The following is a 19,364-nucleotide window of genomic DNA, read 5'->3' as shown; positions in this document are numbered from 1 at the left end:
CCCCAACCCTCCCCCAGCGGGGGAGGGAGTGAGGCATCGGTGTGTTCGGTGGTTTTTGAATTTTTGTCAACCCCGTCCTGGCTGGGCCGAGCAGCGCAGATGGAGGCGGGATCAGGGCCGCAGTTGTTTGAGCGAAGTGCAACGTAGCGAGTTCTGCGGACCCCCGCCGGAGTCGAGCAGCGCAGGTTGCCTGAAGCGAAGCGCAAGGACCCAGACTGCGGGTCGCCTTCTCTTTGCTTACTTTTCTCTTGGCGACGCAAGAGAAAGTGAGTCGCCCGCCGGGGCGAGTCCCGGCCTCCACCCTCAGCAAAGGCCCACAAACTTCGGAGTAGTCCCATGCTGACAGTCAAAAACATCAACCAATACTACGGCGGCTCCCACATCCTGCGCGATGTGAGCATGGACTCCCATCTCGGCAAGGTCACGGTGCTACTGGGCCGCAACGGCGTAGGCAAGACCACGCTGCTCAAGTCGCTCATGGGCCTGGTGCCCATCAAGACCGGCACCATCGAATTCGATGGCAAGAAGATCCAGGGTGCGACACCGTATGAACGCGCCAGGGCCGGCATAGGCTTCGTCCCCCAGGGACGTGAAATCTTTGCGCGCCTGACGGTGGAAGAAAACCTGCGCATGGGCCTGGCTTACAAAAGCGCCGGCACACCGATTCCTGCAGAACTGTATGAGTTGTTTCCGGTGCTCAAGCAGATGCTGAACCGCCGCGGCGGCGACCTCTCGGGCGGGCAGCAGCAGCAGCTCGCCATTGCGCGCGCGCTGGCCGCCAAGCCCAAGCTGCTGATCCTGGACGAGCCGACCGAGGGCATACAGCCCAGCATCATCAAGGACATCGGCCGCGTGATCCGCATGCTGGCCGACCGGGGAGACATGGCGATTCTGCTGGTGGAGCAGTACTACGACTTTGCGCAGGAGCTGGCTGATGACTACCTGGTGATGGAGCGCGGCGAATTCATCGCGCGCGGCCAGGGCAAGGACATGGAAGCCAACGGTGTGCGGCAGTTGGTGGCGATATGAGCGCCAAGGCATGAACCCACAGCTTCTTTGATCGCAATGTCGCAACGTCGTGGACCGGCCGATACCTGACGGCCCAACGCGCATTGCTGAATGCCTGGTTGAGACTGACTCCAGAGATTCGGGTCGACCGATAACCGCCGTTTAACGGCCGGTTTGACGCGCGCCCGCTTTACGGGCGTCGCTGTCCAAGCCGTGGTTAGAGAGCATCATTTATGCGGGGTGACCACCACGCCGCGTAACCCGGCTCTTTCGACCGCGGCCTTAACCAAATGCTCGGACTTCGCGTCTTCAATGAACTGGTGCAAGTACGTGATGCCGACATCCCGTCCCTTCGGCATCGCCATGGCGTGCGGATCGATGCCGGGCCGACCGTCGAGAACCTGAGAACCGGGCAATTGATTCGACATCTCGAACAGGATTGGCTTGATGCTGCCCATTACGTCTGCTCTCCCGGATTTCAGCGCCTCCAATGCGCCAGGGTTGCTTGGTGCTCGGACCAACACTGCATTTTTCAGTGCGCGAGTGAAAAAGACATCCGGGCCGGACTTCTCCTGCACGGCAACTCGAATCCCGGGGCGATCCACATCAGCCATTGTCGAGATGGAAGAACCGCCGGGGACGAGGTAGCCGAATTCGACTTCCAGGTGCACGGCGGCAAAATCAAACTCCTTCGCCCGCTCAGGACTAAACCCGAAATGGGACACGTCCCAAGCCCCGGATTTCCCACCGTCGAGAAGGGCTCCGATCGATGGGTACAGAACCGGCTCGAACGGAACCCCTATGCGTCGGGCCAACTCTTTTCCGAGGTCAAATCCCAGCCCCTTCATCTCACCCGACACGGGGTCCCGCGTCATGTTCAAGGGATTGCTCTGCTGGAGTCCAACGCGAAGCTTGCCGGTTGGAGCCAATGCCTGTCGCACTTCCGGTGTCGGGGTGGTATTGACACCCGCACAGCCCGAAAGCAGCAGTCCAAGTATTGCGGTCATCAGCCAATGAGTCGTTCGCATTGCGTTCTCCTCTGAAGTTACCGTTGCTCCTTAACGAATGTAGACCGGAAGGTGCAGCGGTATAACGTGGCGACTTTCACTATAAAACTGGCAGTTAGGCTTGTCTCACTTGGATAGTTTGTGCCATTAAAAATAGCGACAAACCCGGCAAATTGTAAGAAATGGCTCGTTCCGCATTTATAGCGATTCTCGACCAAACGTTGTGGTTTGAACATCCCTCCATTTGAGGGAGGAAAGACCACTGCCGCTGGAGGCTGTGTGATAAAGCATCGACAACCCGTATCATCATCGCGCGCTCCACGATTTCTCGGGTGCGTCAGATTTTCTTAATTAATTTGTACCGCAGGCCCTATACGGGAACCCTATGGGTCGTTTGACGGCCAGCATTGGCAGATCTGCGATCTAAATAGGTGTCTATGCACCCACCAGTTGCATTGCCTTCATCGTCTTCGCAAAGCCAAGAATGCGGATGACACGTTTGAGGTTGTAAGCCAGCACGCTCAAGCTCATTTCCGTTGCCACGTTGTGCATGCCCCGCGTGAGGAAGTGCGTCCAGCCCATCCAGTGCTTGAGCGTTCCAAAGACATGTTCAATAGTGCTCTTGCGCACCGTCATGGCCTTTGGCATACGATCCAGGCGCTGCTGCACCTTGTCCATCACCGCCTCATGCTCCCAGCGCCTTATGCGCCGGTAGTCACTGGGAGTGCATTGCGCCTTGATTGCGCATCCAATACACGAGCTGCTCCAGTAGGTACGAATCTGCATTCCCCTCTCGTCGCTTGTAAAGCGGTGGATGGCACGCTGCCCTGCAGGGCATTGGTACTCGTCATCGCGGGCGATGTAGATGAAGTCTGATTTATCGAAACGCCCCTCGGCTTTGGCGCCTGACGTCATGGGCTTGGGAACAATTGCTGCGATCCCTGCATCCTCGCAAGCCTTGAGCTCCGTGCCACTGTAATACCCGCTGTCAGCGATAGCTTTCAATTTTCGCTTGCCCATGGCTTCGCGTGCAGCCAGTGCGATCTGACTCAGCTGTGACCTGTCGCTGCCGTTGTTCGTAACTTCATGCGCCACGATCAAGTGGTTCTTGGTGTCTACCGCTGTTTGTATGTTGTAGCCCACCATGGCTGTGCCCTTCGCGCTGTAGGTGGTCATGGCCCGTGCGTCCGGGTCGGTCTGGGAGAGTTGTCGATCCGGTAGGGTTTCTAGCTGTGCCTTGACAGCCTGCAGGTCTTGCATGCGTTGGCGCATTTTCTGGATCTTTCCTTGTAAGCGCTCCGTCTTGGCCTGCATCTCTGTGGGTTGGGTGCGGTCGGCTGTTTCCAGTGCGTCCAGGTAGCGCTGGATGCTTTCTTCGAGTTCGCGTTCACGCCGCTCGATCTTTCCGGGCGTGTAGTTGCGCTCCCGGTTGTTGACGGCCTTGAACTTGCTGCCATCGATGGCCACCACCGCTTCGCTAAATAACTTCAGCTCACGGCATAACAGCACAAAGCGCCGACACACATTGCGGATACCTTTGCCGTTATCACGACGGAAGTCCGCAATGGTCTTGAAGTCAGGGGCCAAGCGCCCAGTCAGCCACATCAGTTCCACATTTCGCTGACATTCGCGCTCCAGGCGGCGACTGGACTGGATGCGGTTGAGGTAACCGTAGAGGTAGAGTTTCAACAGCACCGATGGGTGGTACGAAGGTCGACCCGTTGCAGCCGGGGTTGCTCCCTCGAAACCCAGGGCCACCATATCCAACTCACCTATGAACGCATCAACCACCCGAACGGTGTTGTCTTCAGTGATGAAGTCGTCCAAGCACTCCGGTAGCAGCGTGACTTGTTGCCGATCCGCTCCCACAATGAATCTCGCCATATCCAACCCTCCGTACGGTTCGATATGTGACAGCAAATTTCATGCAAGGTTCAAGGGGTTTTCACACAGCCTCGCTGCATTGCAGGCACCCAACTGATCGACGGGTTGGGCGTCAGTGCGACTGAACTCGCGCGACCGTTCCGTTATTTGTCGGTCGCGGGTGAGGATGCCGGTGAGGAGGCGGGTGAACCGCCCACCTTGCCGGCAACGCGGCTAGCCGCGCTTGCAGTTGCCTTCGCGCCATGCTCGACTCCGCGGGCCGTTGCCTTGGCTCCACGTTCGATGCCGCTGGCAGCGGCCTTCGCTCCGCGCTCGACCCCGCCAGCTGCAGCCTTCACCCCACGCTCGACGCCGCTGGCAGCGGCTTTTGCGCCCCGCGCGACCGCATTTCCCACCTTGTCAACTACGCCAGGCGCAGTGCTCGTGGTTGACTCGGCAGGTTCCTCTGAGGCGGCCTCGGCGTGGCCCAGCAGAATGAACACTGAGGTAAGCGCTACTGCGGTCTTGAGAATCGTATTCATGGAAGTTCTCGCGTGTTTGCTATTGAATCATGATACTCCCCGCGAGGTCCCTGAAAAGGGTCAGGCTGACGGTTGGGGCAACGCTGCCTGACACGCCGGCCTCACCCGTGTTGGGTCGGACGAAAACAAGCCGCCCATCCGCTGATTCAGTTGCTGTCGTCCTGAAAGTTGATGCTCCGGTGCGTACCGTCGCAGAATGGCTTGTTCTTCGATCCGCCGCAGCGGCAGAGGGTAAAGCGCTCACGCGAGGCGCCTTCGCTCCAGTTCTCGGTGTCAAGATCAAACCCCTGAACCTCATAGGGGCCGTTTCGTGCGATATGAATGCTCGGAGCAGCCACGTCAGTTGGTCCGGGTTGGCCGTGCCGTGTGTATCGAAGCGCGCCTGACGGGCAGTGTCGAACGACCTCGATGATGGTGTCCGCGTCTGCCCGATCCGGCTGGATCCAGGGTTTTTCGCCATCGCGGAAGACCAGCGGAAGCGTTTTGGCGCACCGCTCCGACGCCGAGCACTGAAGACGGTTGAAGCTCACAACAATGGCGGCGCCCGGGTAGTCCACGACTCCATCAGGCGTGCGGTCCGGGTGCCGCTCGTCCGAAAACCCGATCCGAATATGGGAGCTGTCACAAAACGGCTTCCTCTTCGACGCGCCGCAACGACACAACGCGACGCCGTGCCACCCTTCGAGCCGCTCTCCCTTTGAGTTTGTCAGGTCATCGACGGTGACAAGGTATGGTCCATTGCGCGACAGCCTTATGCGCGGTCTTGGCTTGCCTGGAGGTTTCGCGGTAACCAGCACGGCCATGGTGACACTCCTTACCCGCCGCACAAGGCGGGCGACTCTTCAACACCCAATACCGAACGCATGGAATGCTACGCCTGCTGACGCCTCGCGCATTTGGCGGGGTGCGAGCATAGTGCTCCCGCGGCCCTCTCAAATTATCTGCCCATGCAATAGCCCTCCCGGAAAGTGGGGGTTGGTTCTGAATGGCTCCTTTTTTGCTGTGCTGGGCTTATGCGAAGAACAATTCATGACTGACCGCTCGGGGGTGACACCACGCAGTTGCACTCTCCACAATGACCGCCAACACGACAAAGTTGCTGCAACGGCCAAGGTGGATTCATCGCGGTTTCTTATGGGGGCCCGATGAGCTCGGTTCCTACCAGTTGACCGGCATCGCCCTCGGTTACGATGGCGGTGGGCCGGCCTCATTGCCGGCCACGTCGCTCGGACGGTTCCGGGCGCTTACGTGAAAGTTTTTTATGTCCGCTTCCTCTTCAGGCAAGCGCCGCTTTGCGCGCATTGACCGGCTTCCTCCCTACGTCTTCAACATCACGGCCGAGCTCAAGCTCGCGGCGCGCCGGCGTGGCGAAGACATCATCGACATGAGCATGGGCAATCCCGATGGCGCCACGCCGGCACACATCGTGGCCAAGCTCACCGAGGTCGCGCAGCGGCCCGACACCCATGGCTACTCGGCCAGCAAGGGCATTCCGCGCCTGCGCCGCGCCATCGCGCACTGGTACCAGAGCCGCTACCAGGTGGCGATAGACCCCGACACCGAGGCCATCGTCACCATCGGCTCCAAGGAAGGCCTGGCGCACCTGATGCTGGCCACACTGGACCGTGGCGATACCGTGCTGGTGCCCGATCCGAGCTACCCGATCCACATCTACGGCGCGGTGATCGCGGGGGCCGACATCCGCTCCGTGCCGCTGACGCCCGACACGGATTTCTTCGCCGAGCTGGAGAAGGCGATTCGCGGCAGCTACCCCAAGCCCAAGATGATGGTGCTGGGTTTTCCGTCCAACCCCACGGCGCAGTGCGTGGAGCTGGAGTTCTTCGAGAAGGTGATTGCGCTGGCGCGCAAGCACGACATTTTTGTGGTGCACGATCTGGCCTATGCCGACATCGTGTTCGATGGCTGGAAGGCGCCGTCCATCATGCAGGTGCCGGGCGCCAAGGACATTGCGGTCGAGTTCTTCACACTGTCCAAGAGCTACAACATGGCGGGCTGGCGCGTCGGCTTCATGGTGGGCAATCCCGACCTGGTGGCCGCGCTGGCCCGCATCAAGAGCTACCACGACTACGGCACCTTCACGCCGCTGCAGGTGGCTGCAATAGCCGCGCTGGAGGGCGACCAGAGTTGCGTGAAAGAGATCGCCGCGCAGTACCAGAGCCGGCGCGATGTGCTCTACAAGGGCTTGATCGAAGCGGGTTGGCAGGTGGACTGCCCCAAGGCCTCGATGTACATCTGGGCCCGCATCCCGGAGGCCTATCGCAAGCTCGGTTCGCTGGAGTTTGCCAGGCAGTTGCTTGAAAAAGCCAGGGTGTGCGTGTCGCCCGGCATCGGCTTTGGCGACCATGGCGACGACCATGTGCGCTTTGCGCTGATCGAAAACGAGGCCCGCATCCGCCAGGCCGTGCGCGGCATCAAGGCCATGTTCAAGGCCGACGGGCTGGTCAGGCCCTAGCTTCAATACCGTTCAGTTCAGCCGTTCGCTGGGGTAGAGAACAGGGTGAGAACGGCGTGGAAAGTCTCCGCCCAAAAAGAAGTGGGCCGCATCGAGCGGCCCACTTTGCTTCTACCCCATCCGGTGAATTCATCAAACCCCGGCGGAGCGAGTGGCAACCTGGGTAACTTTATTGCGTAGCAGGCACTGTTATTTCTGCTTCGCGCAGCACGCCACCACCGGCGACACTGCCCTGGGCTTTGCCGCTGCCCGCAATGCGCTCCTTGCAGGCAATCTGGTCGTCACCTTTAAAGACTTCACACCGCTTCAGGGCGTTGGCGGAAAACTGGCCGTCACCGTTTTCAAGCTTGCCTGCGCGCTTGGCTGCGTTGGCATTTTTCACCTCGGTGATGCAGGTGGCCTTGTCTTGCTGGGTTTTACCGCTGTTACAGGCAGCCATTTCGCTTTTTGCGTCACCGGTTGCATCAATACCGGTCGTGCCGGATGCAATTTGCGCGGAGGCGATCTGAGCGGTGGCGGCAGTCATGGCCAGCAGTACAGCCAGTCCGAAATAAGCCACGCCTTTGCCAAAGCGGTTAAGCCGGACGTGATGGTCGTGGCGGATAGGCATTGATAAGTGCATGGTCAAACTCCTTGTTCCATTTCGGTTCATGTAGTTTGGCGCAGCGGCTCTGTATGGGATGAAAGGAAATCACCAGCAAGACCGCGTCCCACGCCGAATTCCTCTGTAGGACAGGTCTTTCAAGGGTTTTCCTGCCTGGCTCAAGCACCGCAGGAACAGAGGGGAAAAGATGCTGAAGGCCGCGCCTGTGGGAATCCGGTTTTTACATCGACCAGATGCGCGGGCTGGAGGCGGCCTGCTGCCAGAAATGACTGCGCCAGGCCAGCCACACCTGCCGCAGCAGTGCCATGGCAGGCTCCACCACCGGCGCCAGCACCCTGACCACCACCACCTGCCCATCGGGACTGGTGGCGCCCGCCGTAGCCGACAGCGGGTGCGCTTCGAGGATCTGGCGCGCGGTATCCAGCGCCTGCTGGCGGCGGTTGCGGTCGAGCTTGCTGCCGGCCACAAAAAAGAGCGAGGCCATGCAGCGGTGGCCCGCCATGCCGAGCGGGCTGCTCATCAGCAGGGTGTCGCTGGCCTGCATGCGCGCCCGCTCCAGCCACACGCCAGGCACTTCAATGTGCTGGCAAAAGCTGCCGTGTTCAAAGGGCAGGCTGGCAGCGGGCAGGCCGAGTGCGGTGACGTCCCAGCCGATCAACTCGGCCCCGGGGGCCAGCGTCATGGTCAGGTGGTTTTCAGCGAGGCAGCCGCTGTAGCAAATCGCCTCCAGCGGCAGCCACTCCATGCGCGCGCCGGCCTCGAGCGTCAGATGGGTGCGCTGCAGCGCGGGCTCTCCGGTGGAGCGGTAAAAGCGCGTGGCGCCGGGTGTGGTGACCAGGCCGTGTGCGCCGGCGCCGGCGCTGAATTGCAGGTCGAGGGTGTCGCCGCCCACCAGCCCGCCGGGCGGGTGCACGATCACGTTGTGGCAAATGGCATCGCCCTCGGGATAGAGGCTTTGCAAGATACGCAGCGGCCCGCTGTGGCGAAAGTGGGCAACCGTCTTGCCGGCTTGCCGTGTGTAGTCGAGTGCGAGCGTCGCGTTCCAGGTCATGGGCCGAGTTTAGCGTGCCTGCCACGCTGGTTCGCTATGAAGTTTATAGCTGTCAGCCCGTGTTTTTGATGGGCTTCGGCCGTTGTTGATCGTGGCTGGTCATTGATTCCGGCTGCCTGCGCTATTGCCTGTTCTGTGGTCGGCGCGGGCAAGCCGGAATGTGCTTCAGGATGCCACCAACTGGTCTTTGTGGTCTTTGGCTTCCTTCACCCGCAGCGCCAGGTGGTCCAGCGCTTCCTGCACCTGGTCCACCAGCACCAGGCACAGGTCACCGGGTTGCAGGCGCGCCAGTGCCGTGTCAATGGCCAGGAATTCGCCGCGGATTTCGTCGATGCGGCTGGTGCGGCTGGCCTTGTGCAATCCTTCCAGGCCTTCGCGCAGCAGCCCCATCACTTCGCCATCGGCGCGGCCGCGCTGGGCGGCGTCCTGGTAAAGGATGACGTCGTCAAACGCGGCGCCCAGGATCACGGTCTGGTCGCGGATGTCGCTGTCGCGCCGGTCGCCGGCGCCGCTGATCACCACGCTGCGGCGTTGCCCGGATGCGGCGGGCATGGCGTCTACCGCCGCCACCAGCGCGCGCATGGCGTCCGGGTTGTGGCCGTAGTCGGCAATGACCGTGGCACCGCGGTAGTCCATCACATTGAAGCGGCCCGGTGCGTTGTGCGCATCGTTCACGAAACTGGCCAGCCCGCTTTTGATGGTGTCCCAGTTCAGGCCCGTCGCCCAGGCTGCGGCTACCGCAGCCATGGCGTTCTCGACCTGAAAGCCGATGCTGCCGCCGCGCGTCACGGGAATGCCGGTCAGCGGAATGCGTTCGACCCACGCGCCTTCGGCGGCCACCAGCATCGGGCCGTCCACGTACACGGTGCGCTTGCCCTGCGCGCGGTGCGTGGCCATGAGCGGGTGGTGGCGGTCTGCTGCGAAATAAATCACCTTGCCGGGGCAGGTGGCAGTCATGTCGGCCACGATGGGATCCGCCGCATTGAGCACCGCATAGCCGGTGGACGCGACGTTCTGCACAATCACGCGCTTGAGCACCGCCAGGTCTTCCACCGTGGTGATGTAGTTGAGCCCCAGGTGGTCGCCGCTGCCGATGTTGGTGACGACGGCCACTTCGCAGCGGTCAAAGCCCAGGCCTTCACGCAGCACACCGCCGCGGGCGACTTCAAAGACGGCGGCGTCCACGTCGGGATGCATCAGCACATTGCGGGCGCTCTTGGGGCCGCTGCAGTCACCGCTGTCGGTCTGCCGGCCATTGACCCAGACACCGTCGGTGTTGGTCATGCCGGTGCGCAGGCCGTGCGCCGTCATCAGGTGGGCAATCAGGCGCGTGGTGGTGGTTTTGCCGTTGGTGCCGGTTACGGCAATCACGGGGATGCGGCCGTTATTCACATCATTTCCGCCGGCCGGGAACAGCTCGTTGATCATGGCCACGCCCACGGCGCGGCCCTTGCCATAAGAGGGCGAGAGGTGCATGCGCAGGCCGGGCGCGGCATTGACCTCGACCACGCCGCCGCTTTGCGATTCGAGCGGGCGCAGCATGCTTTCGCAGACCACGTCGACGCCGCAAATATGCAGGCCCACCATCTTCGCCGCAGCCACGGCGCGTGCCGCCACTGCGGGGTGCACATCGTCCGTGACATCGGTCGCGGTGCCGCCAGTGCTCAGATTGGCGTTGTTGCGCAGGATGACGCGGCGTCCCTTGGCGGGAATCGATTCGGGCGTGAGATCCTGGGCCTCGAGCCGGCCCACGGCGATGTCGTCAAAGCGGATTTTGGTCAGCGAGGTGGCATGGCCTTCGCCGCGCCGAGGGTCCTGGTTGACGATGTCGACCAGTTCGCGCACGGTGTGCAGGCCGTCGCCGACCACCTGCGGCGGATCGCGCCGCGAGGCGGCGACCAGCTTGTCGCCGACCACCAGCAGGCGGAAGTCGCTGCCGGGCAAAAATGTTTCGACCATGACCTCGCCGTACTCGGCCGCTGCGCGGTAGGCGCTTTCCAGTTGTTCCCGGCTGCTGATGTTGACGGTAACGCCCTTGCCCTGGTTGCCGTCTTGCGGCTTCACCGCGACGGGCAGGCCAATCTGCCGGGCCACGGCCCAGGCGTCTTCCACGTCGCTGACCGGCCGGCCCAGCGGCACCGGCACGCCGGCCGCACGCAGCAGCTTTTTGGTGAGGTCCTTGTCCTGGGCAATCGACTCGGCCACCGCGCTGGTGGCGTCGATTTCGGCCGCCTGGATGCGGCGCTGTTTGGAGCCCCAGCCGAACTGCACCATGCTGCCCTTGGTGAGTCGCCGGTAGGGAATGCCGCGCGCCACGGCCGCATCGACAATCGCGCCGGTGCTGGGCCCCAGGCGCTCGTCTTCGTCCAGGTCGCGCAGTTGCGCGATGGCCGCGTCGAGGTCAAAAGCGGCGTCGCGCAGGGCTGCGTGAATCAGGGCCTGCGCCAGTTCCAGAGCCAGCCGGCCCACGGCCTCTTCGCTGTATTCGACAACGACCTGGTAGGTGCCGGGTTCCACCGTGACGGCCGTCTGGCTGAAGGTGACCGGGCAACCGGCTGCCGCCTGCAGCGCCAGCGCAGAGGCTTCCAGCACATGCGCCAGCGAGACCGGGCCGCCGTGGCCGGTCTGGCGCAGCGCGCCGATGCCGGGAAAGAGCGCACGCACGCGCGGCTCAAGGCCGGGCAGGTCGTCTACGGAACGTTCGGCCGCCGTGCAGGCCACGACGGCTTCCAGTGCCGTGTGCCGGCTCCAGAGGTTGGGCCCGCGCAGGGCCCGGATACGGGACACTTCCATTACTCTGCACTCCCGGCAGTTTTAGGGGTGGTTTCAAAGGCTTCCAGGCCTGCGCCGATCAAATTGAGCGGAATGCCCAGCGCCCAGGCCGCCCCAACGGCGGCCAGCAGCGTGCTTTCACCGAGGTCGCGCCGCGCGCGCCAGGCCGACAGCTTGCCCAGGCCGGGCAAAAAGGCTTCGGTGGCGCCGGTGGTCAGCACGATCTGGTCTTGCCGCACACACAGGGCGCGGCCGCCTTTGGCGCAGTGCGCGGCGACGGCGGACGCCTTGGGGTCGGCACTGTAGAAAATGACTTCGCCATCGCACAGGTCATGCATGTCCGCGATGCGTTGATGGGCGGCGTTGAGGACCGCCGCACCGCCGGACAGCACCACGTCGACCTGCGTGCGCATGACCCGGAACATCTGCTCGTCTTCGGTGATGTCGAATTCGGCCAGGCCGGCGGCACCGCCGAGGTCGGTGACCACGCCCACCTGGCAGCGGTCGTAAGCCAGGCCGCTGCGCAAGATGGTCTCGGCGCCGTTTTCAAACACGGCGGCCTGCACCGTGCGATTGATCAGCAGGCGCTGGCCGGCTTCCCAGTGCGCGCTGTCGGAGGCATCGACGCAGCGCTGGTCCAGGAACAGGCCATCGCGGCAGGCCAGGCCGGTGTAGCGACCAGACAGGTGCAGCAGCCAAGCCACCAGGCGCGCAATGCGCTGGGTGCCCTCGGAGCCGGCAATGCCAACGATGGGAATGCGGCCGCAGGGGCTGCTGTTCAGGCCGTCCTGTGGCGCGTGGTCGGGTGTGTCGGGAAACAGGTGGTCGCAAATGGCGCGGCCCACGGGCCGTGGCGAACCCTCGGCGGGCTTGAGGTGCATCAGCAGCCCGGGCCCGGCATTGACCTCGACAATGGCGCCGCCCTGCGCGTGCAGCGGACGCGAGATGTCCTGCGCCACCACATCGACGCCGGCGATGTCCAGGCCGACGACGCGCGCGGCGAGCGACACGATGTGGTCGACCTCGGGATGGACCTCGTCGGTGCAGTCGATGGCGACATTGCCGTTGCGCTGGATCAGCACCTGCCGGCCGGCAGCCGGAATGGCGAGGGGCGTCAGGCCCTGGCGCTGCAGGTCCAGCACAATGGCTTCGTCCTTGTCGGTTTCGATGCGGCTGAGGGGAAAGTCTTCTTCCAGGCCGCGCCGCGGGTCGGTGTTGAGCTGGGCGTCCACCAGTTGCATCACGGTCGAGCTGCCGTCGCCGGTCACGGTGGCGGTTTCGCCGCGCGCTGCCGCCACGACGCGGCCGCCCACCACCAGCAGGCGGTGTTCATGGCCACGTATGAAGCGCTCCACCATCACCTCGCTGCCATGCGGCTCGGCCACGCGGAAAGCCGCTTCCACTTCTTCCTGGGTGTTGAGGTCCAGCGAGACGCCGCGGCCATGGTTGCCGTCGGAGGGCTTGACGACCACCGGCAGGCCGATGTCCTGGGCGGCTTCCCAGGCCTGCTCCACGGTGCTGACTATTTCGCCTTCCGGCACGGGAACGCCGCAGGTGGCCAGCAGGCTTTTGGTCAGGTCCTTGTCGTGGGCAATCCCTTCGGCGATGGCGCTGGTGAGGTCGGTTTCGGCGGTCCAGATGCGGCGCTGGCTGGCGCCGTAGCCCAGCTGGACCAGGTTGCCGTCGTTCAGGCGGATGTGCGGAATGCGGCGGTCGGTGGCGGCCGCCACAATGGACGCCGTGCTGGGGCCGAGGTAGCAGTTATCCACCTTGGCGCGGATTTTCTCCACGGCAAGCTGTACGTCGGCCGGCCCGAAGGCTTCGTCATTGATGGCGGCCATCAGCAGCCGGTGGCCTTCGGCGAGCGCCGTGCGGGCCACCTGTTCGTCGCGCGCCCGGAACACCATGCGGTACACGCCGCGCCGGGAGGTGCTGCGTGTCTGGCCAAAGCCGGTTGGCATGTCGGCCAGGTTCAGCAGCTCGATCACCACATGTTCCAGCACGTGGCCCGCCCAGGTGCCTTCCCGCAGGCGCTGGATGAAGCCGCCGCGCTCGCCGACACCGCAGTGGTGTTCGAGCAGGGCGGGCAGCAGGGCGACCAGCCGGTCATTGAAGCCGGGCAGCAGGTTGGAGGGGCAGTCTTCCAGGCCCCCCAGGTCCAGCCATACTTCAAGAACGGGCCGGTAGGTCCAGATATTCGGGCCGCGCAGGTAGTTGATGCGCAGTAGCTTGATGTCGTCCTGTTTGCTCATGTTTTGCAAAATTGTCGGCACGTTACCGGGTTTTCGGTCCTGCCCATGCAGGATGCCCATGTTGTGCCGATAGATTTCAGTTGGAGGCCTTTGAGGGTCTCAGGGTCCTGCCTGTGTCTCGTTATTTTCGTTATTTATTTGCTGGTTTTAATTGCAGCGGGCGGCAGTTGGCAAAGTGCTGATTTTGCAGGCATTCGCCATTTTCGGTCCGGAAATGGGTAAACATCGATGCGACGGCCCGCATTCGGCGAAAATCCCTGCTTCGGGGCCAATCCGCGCGAATCCGAACACCCAGCCGCGCCAGATGCCGGACTCCAGGAAATTCACAACACAATGCAACATAACCATCCGGTGGACGACTCCAGCCATACCGACCCTGCGCTGACAGGGCTTCGTTCACAACTTGCAACCAAAGAAAACGTTCTGGCGACCCTGACGGTTGACCTGGACCCGCAACTTCGTTTTGCCCAGGGCCTGCTCGCCCTGACCGACCGCCGCCTGCTGGCCTGCAGCCCGCAGGGCGACTGGCACGCCTGGTCCCTCCCGGACGCGGCGGGTGCGCCCGGGCAGGGCTTGCAATTGCGCCATTTCGACCATGCCGGCGTGGGCACCCTGGAGCTGCACGATACCCACAGCCGGCTCGCGAGCTGGCGGTTTACCCTGGGGGCCAATATGCAGGCGCTGCGCCTGGCGCGGCTGTTTGCCCAGCAAGGCGCCATGACGGCCGATGTGGCGGGTGCGGCCGGCGTGGCCGACGAAGCCGCCCTGTGCCCCGAATGCGATTTGCCGCTGCCGCCGGACAGCGAGGAATGCCCGGCCTGCGCCCGCGAACTGCACACGCCGCCGTCCACCTGGGTGTTGCTGCGCCTGTGGCGTTTTGCCCACCCTTACCGCCACCAGCTGCTGGCCGGTTTTCTGCTGACACTGGCCTCCACGGCGGCTACGCTGGTGCCGCCCTACCTGACCATTCCGCTGATGGATGACATCCTGATCCCGTTCCAGAACGGCCAGCAGATCGAGCCCTGGAAGGTCATTGCCCTGCTCGCCGGGCTGCTGGGCGCGGCGTTGCTGGGCTGGGCGCTGAACTGGGCACGCACCTATTTGCTGGCGCTGGTGTCCGAGCGCATTGGCGCCGACCTGCGTACCGCCACGTTTGACCACCTGCTGGAGCTGTCCCTCGACTATTTTGGTGGCAAGCGCACCGGCGACCTGATGTCCCGCATAGGCTCCGAAACCGACCGTATCTGTGTGTTCCTGTCGCTGCATGCGCTGGACTTTGCCACCGATGTGCTGATGATCCTCATGACCGCGGTCATTTTGTTCTCAATCAATCCGTGGCTGGCGCTGGTGACCCTGCTGCCGCTGCCGTTTATCGGCTGGATGATCCATGTGGTGCGGGACAAGCTGCGCACCGGTTTTGAAAAGATCGACCGGGTCTGGTCCGACGTGACCAACGTGCTGGCCGACACGATCCCCGGCATCCGTGTGGTCAAGGCTTTCGCCCAGGAAAAACGCGAAGCCCAGCGCTTTCGGGAGGTCAACCAGCACAACCTGGTGGTCAACGACAAGCTCAACAAGACCTGGTCGCTGTTCACGCCCACGGTGTCACTGCTGACCGAGATCGGCCTGCTCGTGGTATGGGCTTTCGGCATCTGGCTGGTGTCGAAGCAGCAGATCACGGTCGGGGTGCTGACGGCCTTCATTGCCTACATCGGGCGCTTTTACACCCGGCTGGATTCCATGAGCCGCATCGTGTCGGTGACGCAAAAGGCGGCGGCCGGCGCCAAGCGGATTTTCGACATCCTGGACCATGTCTCCAACGTGCCGGAGACGGCGAACCCGGTCAAGATAGGCGCGCTGCAGGGGCGCATCGAGATGAAGGGCCTGGGTTTTCGCTATGGCAACCGGTCCGTCATTCGCGGCCTGGACCTGCAGATCGAGCCGGGCGAGATGATCGGCCTGGTCGGCCACAGCGGTTCGGGCAAAAGCACACTGGTCAACCTGATTTGCCGTTTTTACGATGTGAGCGACGGCGCTATTCAAGTAGACGGTACCGACATCCGGCGCTTTGGCGTGGCCGACTACCGCCGCCACATCGGCCTGGTGCTGCAGGAGCCCTTCCTCTTTTTCGGCACGATTGCCGAGAACATCGCCTACGGCAAACCCGGCGCCACGCGCGCCGAGATCGTGGCGGCCGCGCGCGCCGCCCATGCGCATGAGTTCATCCTGCGCCTGGCCCAGGGCTATGACTCGCTGGTGGGCGAGCGCGGCCAGGGCCTGTCGGGCGGGGAGCGCCAGCGCATCTCGATTGCGCGCGCCCTGCTGATCAACCCGCGCATCCTGATCCTGGACGAGGCCACCTCGTCGGTCGACACCGAGACCGAAAAGGAAATCCAGCGCGCGCTGGACAACCTGGTGCAGGGCCGCACGACGATTGCCATTGCCCACCGACTCTCGACGCTGCGCAAGGCCGACCGGCTGGTGGTGATGGACCGCGGCCAGGTGGTGGAAGTCGGCCCGCACGATGAGCTGATGGCGAAGCAGGGTGCTTACTGGCGGCTGTATGAAGCGCAGGCGCGTCAGGTGGACAGCGAGGAGGACGGCCAGGACGGCGAGGAGAGCCGGATAGCCCTGGCCACCTCGCAGCTGGCCCATACCGCACAACATGCGGGCAACCCATGAGTGAGAACCTGAGCATGACAAATTCCCCCTCGACACCCTCGACACCCTCGACATCATCTGCAGCTTCACCGGCTTTCCAGCTAGTGCGCCAGCCCTCCGGCCGGCTGCTGTTCATTGGTGCCAACGGCGAGCAGCATGCCGGCGTGGTGCCCGTGCGGGCGTTCCCGCTGGCTGCGCCCGATGAAGGCATCTCGCTGGTCAGCACCGAGGGCCACGAACTCGCCTGGGTGGAGCAGTTGCAGGCGCTGCCGCCCGCACTGCGCACGCTGCTGCAGGAAGAACTGGCCCTGCGCGACTTTGTGCCCGAGATACGGCGCCTGAAAAGCGTGTCGACCTTTGCCACACCCAGCATCTGGACGGTGGAGACCGACCGGGGCGACACGTCTTTTGTGCTCAAGGGCGAGGAAGACATACGCCGGCTGGGGCGCACGGCCTTGCTCATCTCGGGCAGCCAGGGCGTGCAGTACAGCGTGCCCGACATGGCGGCGCTGGACCGCGCCTCGCGCCGCCTGCTGGAGCGGTTTCTGTGAGGGCCGGCGGGCAGCTACCCGGTTAGTTGGTTAGCGTGGCAGCACGGTTCAGTCAAGGACCCGTGAAGCTCCCTCCCCCGTTGGGGGAGGGTTGGGGTGGGGGCAGCGGCGACCAGCCAAGCGCGATGGCCCAACGCCCACGCCCGTGAGCCCGCCTTCCCCCGGCGGGGGAAGGAGATGATCGGCCCTGCATGCGAGGTGCTCACTGAGCCGTATTGCCTCTGGCCCCGATAGGTTCAATACAGTTCAGCCAAGACCCCGTAAAGCTCCCTCCCCTTCCGGGGGAGGGTTGGGGTGGGGGCCAGCGGCGACCAGACAAGCACGGCGGCGGCCCGACGCCTACGCCGTGAGCCCCCATCCCGGCCTTCCCCCAGCGGGGGAAGGAGATGAGCGGCACTGCACGCAGTGTGCTCACTGAACCGTATAGGGGTTAACAGCGGCGCATAGCCGGTCTTGATGGCAGGGCGCGTCAGCCCACCCGGCGCAAGGTGGGCCGCCCTACCGGCGAGAGCGCCGCGCGCAGCCTGTCACTGCTGGAGGCGTCCGGCGCCGACGAGCCCAGCGCCGCTTCGACGCTGCCAATGTGGTCCAGCATGCGCTGCCGGGCCAGCTCCAGCTGGCCTTTTTCGAGCGCGGCCACGATCCCGGCATGTTCGGCGCAGGACTGCCCCGCGTCGTGCTTGGACTGGTACAGCGAGGCTGCCAGCGTGGTGCGCGCGGTCAGGTCGCGCAGCACATCGCACAGCAGCCGTTGCCCCAGGCATTCGGCCAGGCAGACATGGAAGTCGGCCAGCAGGAAAGAGCGGGTGGCGGCGTCGGCGTCTTCGATCGCCTGTTTCTCCTGGGCAATGTGCTGGCGCAGCTTGCGCACCACCGATTGCAGCGGCCGGCCTGCTTCGCGCAGGATACCGGTCTCGATGATGCGGCGGGCCGAAAACGCATCGCGTGCCTCCTCGACCGAGGGCTCCACCACATACCAGCCCTTGCGTGTGCGCACTTCCACGAAGCCGCGTGCCTGCAGCTGCATCAGTGCTTCACGCACCAGCGTGCGGCTCACACCGAACAGCTCGGCGAGCTCCTGCTCGCCCAGGCGCTCACCGGGCGCGAGCTTTTGCGCGAGGATGGATTCGACCACCTGCTGGGAAATCTGGTTCTGGCTGCTCATGGCATGGGACTTTAACGGACTAACGAACTGGCACGGCCACCGGCACGGGCGCTGGCTCCTCGTCCTCTATGTCGAACACCGCGTGCGGCTCGCCATTGAGCACGGCATGGGCGCGCTCGCGGTCGATGTCACCCTCCCAGGCGGCCACCGCAACCGTGGCCACGCAGTTGCCGATCAGGTTGCCCAGGGCGCGGGCGATGCCCATGAACCAGTCCACCGACAGCACGAGCACCAGGCCGATGGCGGGAATGGCCGGAATCGCCTGCAGGGTGGCGGCCAGCACCACGATCGCCGAGCCTGGCACACCGTGGGCGCCCTTGGAGGTGACCAGCGAGATGGCCAGGATGGTCAGCAGGTCGGTCATCGAGATCGGTGTGTTGGTGGCCTGGGCAATGAAGACGGCCGCCAGCGTGATGTAGATCGAGAACGCGTCGAGATTGAACGAATAGCCGGTGGGGATGACCAGGCCGACCGTGGAGTCGCGTATGCCCATGTGCTTGAGCTTGGCCATGATCTGCGGCAGCACGCTGTCGGACGAGGTGGTGGCAAACACCACCATCAGTTCCTCACGCAGGTAGCGCAGCAGCCTGAACAGGTTGAAGCCCGACAGGTGCATGATGGCGCCGAGCACGGCGACCACGAAGATGGTCACCGCGCCATAGAACAGCACCACCAGCATGCCCAGCTGCTTGAGCGAGCCGATGCCGTACTTGCCCACGGTGAAGGCAATGGCACCCAGCACGCCCAGGGGCGCCAGCTTGATGATGATGCCCATGGTCTTGAACAGCACATGGGAGAGATCTTCGATGAAACCGCTGACATGCTTTCCGCGCTCGCCCAGCATGGCCAGCGCGCAGCCGAACAACACGGCGAACAGCAGCACCTGCAGCACGTCGCCGTTGGCGAAGGCGCTCACCGCCGTGGTCGGGATCAGCTTCATCAGGAAGTCGACCGTGCCGCCGCCGGTCAGCTTGCTCGCGTTGGTGGCATAGGCGCTCATGGCGCTGGCGTCGAGCGTCTTGGGGTCGACATTCATGCCCACGCCGGGCTGGAACACAAAGGCCAGCAGCAGGCCCAGCGCCAGGGCGACGGTGGTGACCACCTCAAAGTAGATCAGCGACTTGACGCCGACCCGGCCGACCCGCTTGAGGTCGCCGGTGCCAGCGATGCCGTGCACCACCACGCAAAACACGATCAGCGGAATCAGCATCTTGATCAGCTTGATGAAGCCGTCGCCGAGCGGCTTGAGTTGCACGGCCGTGTCTGGCCAGACAAAACCGAGGATCACACCGACGATCAGGGCGAGCAGCACCTGACCGAACAGGGAGCGGAAAAACTTGGGCATGGCAGTCTCCGAAAGGGGTTTCTGAACAGCAAGGCCTATTGCTCACAAGTCTTGCATACAAGTAATGTAG

General features: G+C 63.6%; 14 protein-coding genes. 4 read left to right on the top strand and 10 right to left on the bottom strand.

What is annotated here, in order from left to right:
• The first annotated feature begins 336 nt into the window (after positions 1–336).
• Positions 337–1,029, top strand: coding sequence for an urea ABC transporter ATP-binding subunit UrtE (gene urtE / locus AC1DUB_RS12905; protein ID WP_477729817.1), 693 nt, complete (start codon positions 337–339; stop codon positions 1,027–1,029).
• 206 nt (positions 1,030–1,235) lie between these two features.
• Here the strand turns inward: urtE and AC1DUB_RS12900 are convergent, their stop codons facing one another.
• The 4 genes from AC1DUB_RS12900 to AC1DUB_RS12885 all read right to left on the bottom strand — a co-directional run bounded on the left by AC1DUB_RS12900 (position 1,236) and on the right by AC1DUB_RS12885 (position 5,223).
• A complete protein-coding gene (locus AC1DUB_RS12900) occupies positions 1,236–2,036 on the bottom strand; it encodes a transporter substrate-binding domain-containing protein (protein WP_477729816.1) in 801 nt (266 codons plus the stop codon).
• 414 nt (positions 2,037–2,450) lie between these two features.
• A complete protein-coding gene (locus tag AC1DUB_RS12895; protein WP_477729815.1) occupies positions 2,451–3,899 on the bottom strand; it encodes an IS1182 family transposase in 1,449 nt (482 codons plus the stop codon).
• Positions 3,900–4,042: 143 nt separating this feature from the next.
• Positions 4,043–4,420, bottom strand: a complete 378-nt coding sequence (locus AC1DUB_RS12890) for a hypothetical protein (protein WP_477729814.1) — start codon at positions 4,418–4,420, stop codon at positions 4,043–4,045.
• A gap of 146 nt (positions 4,421–4,566) precedes the next feature.
• Positions 4,567–5,223 (bottom strand): CDGSH iron-sulfur domain-containing protein, encoded by a 657-nt coding sequence (locus AC1DUB_RS12885; RefSeq protein ID WP_477729813.1) that lies wholly within the window; start codon positions 5,221–5,223, stop codon positions 4,567–4,569.
• Between the two features lie 458 nt (positions 5,224–5,681).
• Between AC1DUB_RS12885 and alaC the strand changes: the two genes are divergently transcribed.
• Positions 5,682–6,893: an alanine transaminase gene (alaC, locus tag AC1DUB_RS12880; RefSeq protein WP_477729812.1), complete on the top strand. Its 1,212-nt coding sequence runs from the start codon at positions 5,682–5,684 to the stop codon at positions 6,891–6,893.
• Positions 6,894–7,062: 169 nt separating this feature from the next.
• On the opposite strand, the gene AC1DUB_RS12875 is transcribed toward alaC, so the two are convergent.
• From AC1DUB_RS12875 to AC1DUB_RS12860, 4 genes are all read right to left on the bottom strand, one after another.
• Positions 7,063–7,419, bottom strand: coding sequence for a hypothetical protein (locus AC1DUB_RS12875; RefSeq protein ID WP_477729811.1), 357 nt, complete (start codon positions 7,417–7,419; stop codon positions 7,063–7,065).
• Between the two features lie 298 nt (positions 7,420–7,717).
• The gene (locus AC1DUB_RS12870) at positions 7,718–8,548 is read right to left on the bottom strand and encodes an urease accessory protein UreD (protein ID WP_477729810.1); all 831 of its coding nucleotides are present in this window, start codon (positions 8,546–8,548) and stop codon (positions 7,718–7,720) included.
• 165 nt (positions 8,549–8,713) lie between these two features.
• Complete coding sequence (gene cphA / locus AC1DUB_RS12865) at positions 8,714–11,341, bottom strand: cyanophycin synthetase (RefSeq protein WP_477729809.1); 2,628 nt, start codon at positions 11,339–11,341, stop codon at positions 8,714–8,716.
• Positions 11,341–13,572 (bottom strand): cyanophycin synthetase, encoded by a 2,232-nt coding sequence (locus AC1DUB_RS12860; protein ID WP_477729808.1) that lies wholly within the window; start codon positions 13,570–13,572, stop codon positions 11,341–11,343. The genes cphA and AC1DUB_RS12860 overlap by 1 nt, the downstream gene beginning before the upstream one ends.
• Positions 13,573–13,905: 333 nt before the next feature.
• Between AC1DUB_RS12860 and AC1DUB_RS12855 the strand changes: the two genes are divergently transcribed.
• Positions 13,906–16,254 (top strand): cyanophycin metabolism-associated ABC transporter, encoded by a 2,349-nt coding sequence (locus tag AC1DUB_RS12855; RefSeq protein ID WP_477729807.1) that lies wholly within the window; start codon positions 13,906–13,908, stop codon positions 16,252–16,254.
• Between the two features lie 14 nt (positions 16,255–16,268).
• A complete protein-coding gene (locus AC1DUB_RS12850) occupies positions 16,269–16,784 on the top strand; it encodes a cyanophycin metabolism-associated DUF1854 family protein (protein WP_477729806.1) in 516 nt (171 codons plus the stop codon).
• Between the two features lie 469 nt (positions 16,785–17,253).
• Here AC1DUB_RS12850 and AC1DUB_RS12845 read toward each other — a convergent pair whose 3' ends face one another.
• Together AC1DUB_RS12845 and AC1DUB_RS12840 are read right to left on the bottom strand one after the other, a co-directional pair.
• Positions 17,254–17,949 (bottom strand): GntR family transcriptional regulator, encoded by a 696-nt coding sequence (locus tag AC1DUB_RS12845; RefSeq protein ID WP_477717984.1) that lies wholly within the window; start codon positions 17,947–17,949, stop codon positions 17,254–17,256.
• A gap of 19 nt (positions 17,950–17,968) precedes the next feature.
• Positions 17,969–19,294 carry a C4-dicarboxylate transporter DctA gene (locus AC1DUB_RS12840; protein WP_477729805.1) on the bottom strand — a complete coding sequence of 442 codons (1,326 nt, stop codon included), beginning with the start codon at positions 19,292–19,294 and terminating at the stop codon, positions 17,969–17,971.
• Between the last annotated feature and the right edge of the window lie 70 nt (positions 19,295–19,364).

It is taken from the genome of Polaromonas sp. P4_F9, assembly GCF_056401235.1.
Note: the sequence above shows the minus strand (reverse complement) of the source record. Positions and strands in the feature narration are given on the sequence as shown.

Excerpts from the sequence above, each read along its gene's own strand:
- urtE (WP_477729817.1), top strand. The coding sequence starts at position 337 with ATGCTGACAGTCAAAAACATCAACCAATACTACGGCGGCTCCCACATC.
- AC1DUB_RS12900 (WP_477729816.1), bottom strand. The coding sequence starts at position 2,036 with ATGCGAACGACTCATTGGCTGATGACCGCAATACTTGGACTGCTGCTT.
- AC1DUB_RS12895 (WP_477729815.1), bottom strand. The coding sequence starts at position 3,899 with ATGGCGAGATTCATTGTGGGAGCGGATCGGCAACAAGTCACGCTGCTA.
- AC1DUB_RS12890 (WP_477729814.1), bottom strand. The coding sequence starts at position 4,420 with ATGAATACGATTCTCAAGACCGCAGTAGCGCTTACCTCAGTGTTCATT.
- AC1DUB_RS12885 (WP_477729813.1), bottom strand. The coding sequence starts at position 5,223 with ATGGCCGTGCTGGTTACCGCGAAACCTCCAGGCAAGCCAAGACCGCGC.
- alaC (WP_477729812.1), top strand. The coding sequence starts at position 5,682 with ATGTCCGCTTCCTCTTCAGGCAAGCGCCGCTTTGCGCGCATTGACCGG.
- AC1DUB_RS12875 (WP_477729811.1), bottom strand. The coding sequence starts at position 7,419 with ATGACTGCCGCCACCGCTCAGATCGCCTCCGCGCAAATTGCATCCGGC.
- AC1DUB_RS12870 (WP_477729810.1), bottom strand. The coding sequence starts at position 8,548 with ATGACCTGGAACGCGACGCTCGCACTCGACTACACACGGCAAGCCGGC.
- cphA (WP_477729809.1), bottom strand. The coding sequence starts at position 11,341 with ATGGAAGTGTCCCGTATCCGGGCCCTGCGCGGGCCCAACCTCTGGAGC.
- AC1DUB_RS12860 (WP_477729808.1), bottom strand. The coding sequence starts at position 13,572 with ATGAGCAAACAGGACGACATCAAGCTACTGCGCATCAACTACCTGCGC.
- AC1DUB_RS12855 (WP_477729807.1), top strand. The coding sequence starts at position 13,906 with ATGCAACATAACCATCCGGTGGACGACTCCAGCCATACCGACCCTGCG.
- AC1DUB_RS12850 (WP_477729806.1), top strand. The coding sequence starts at position 16,269 with ATGACAAATTCCCCCTCGACACCCTCGACACCCTCGACATCATCTGCA.
- AC1DUB_RS12845 (WP_477717984.1), bottom strand. The coding sequence starts at position 17,949 with ATGAGCAGCCAGAACCAGATTTCCCAGCAGGTGGTCGAATCCATCCTC.
- AC1DUB_RS12840 (WP_477729805.1), bottom strand. The coding sequence starts at position 19,294 with ATGCCCAAGTTTTTCCGCTCCCTGTTCGGTCAGGTGCTGCTCGCCCTG.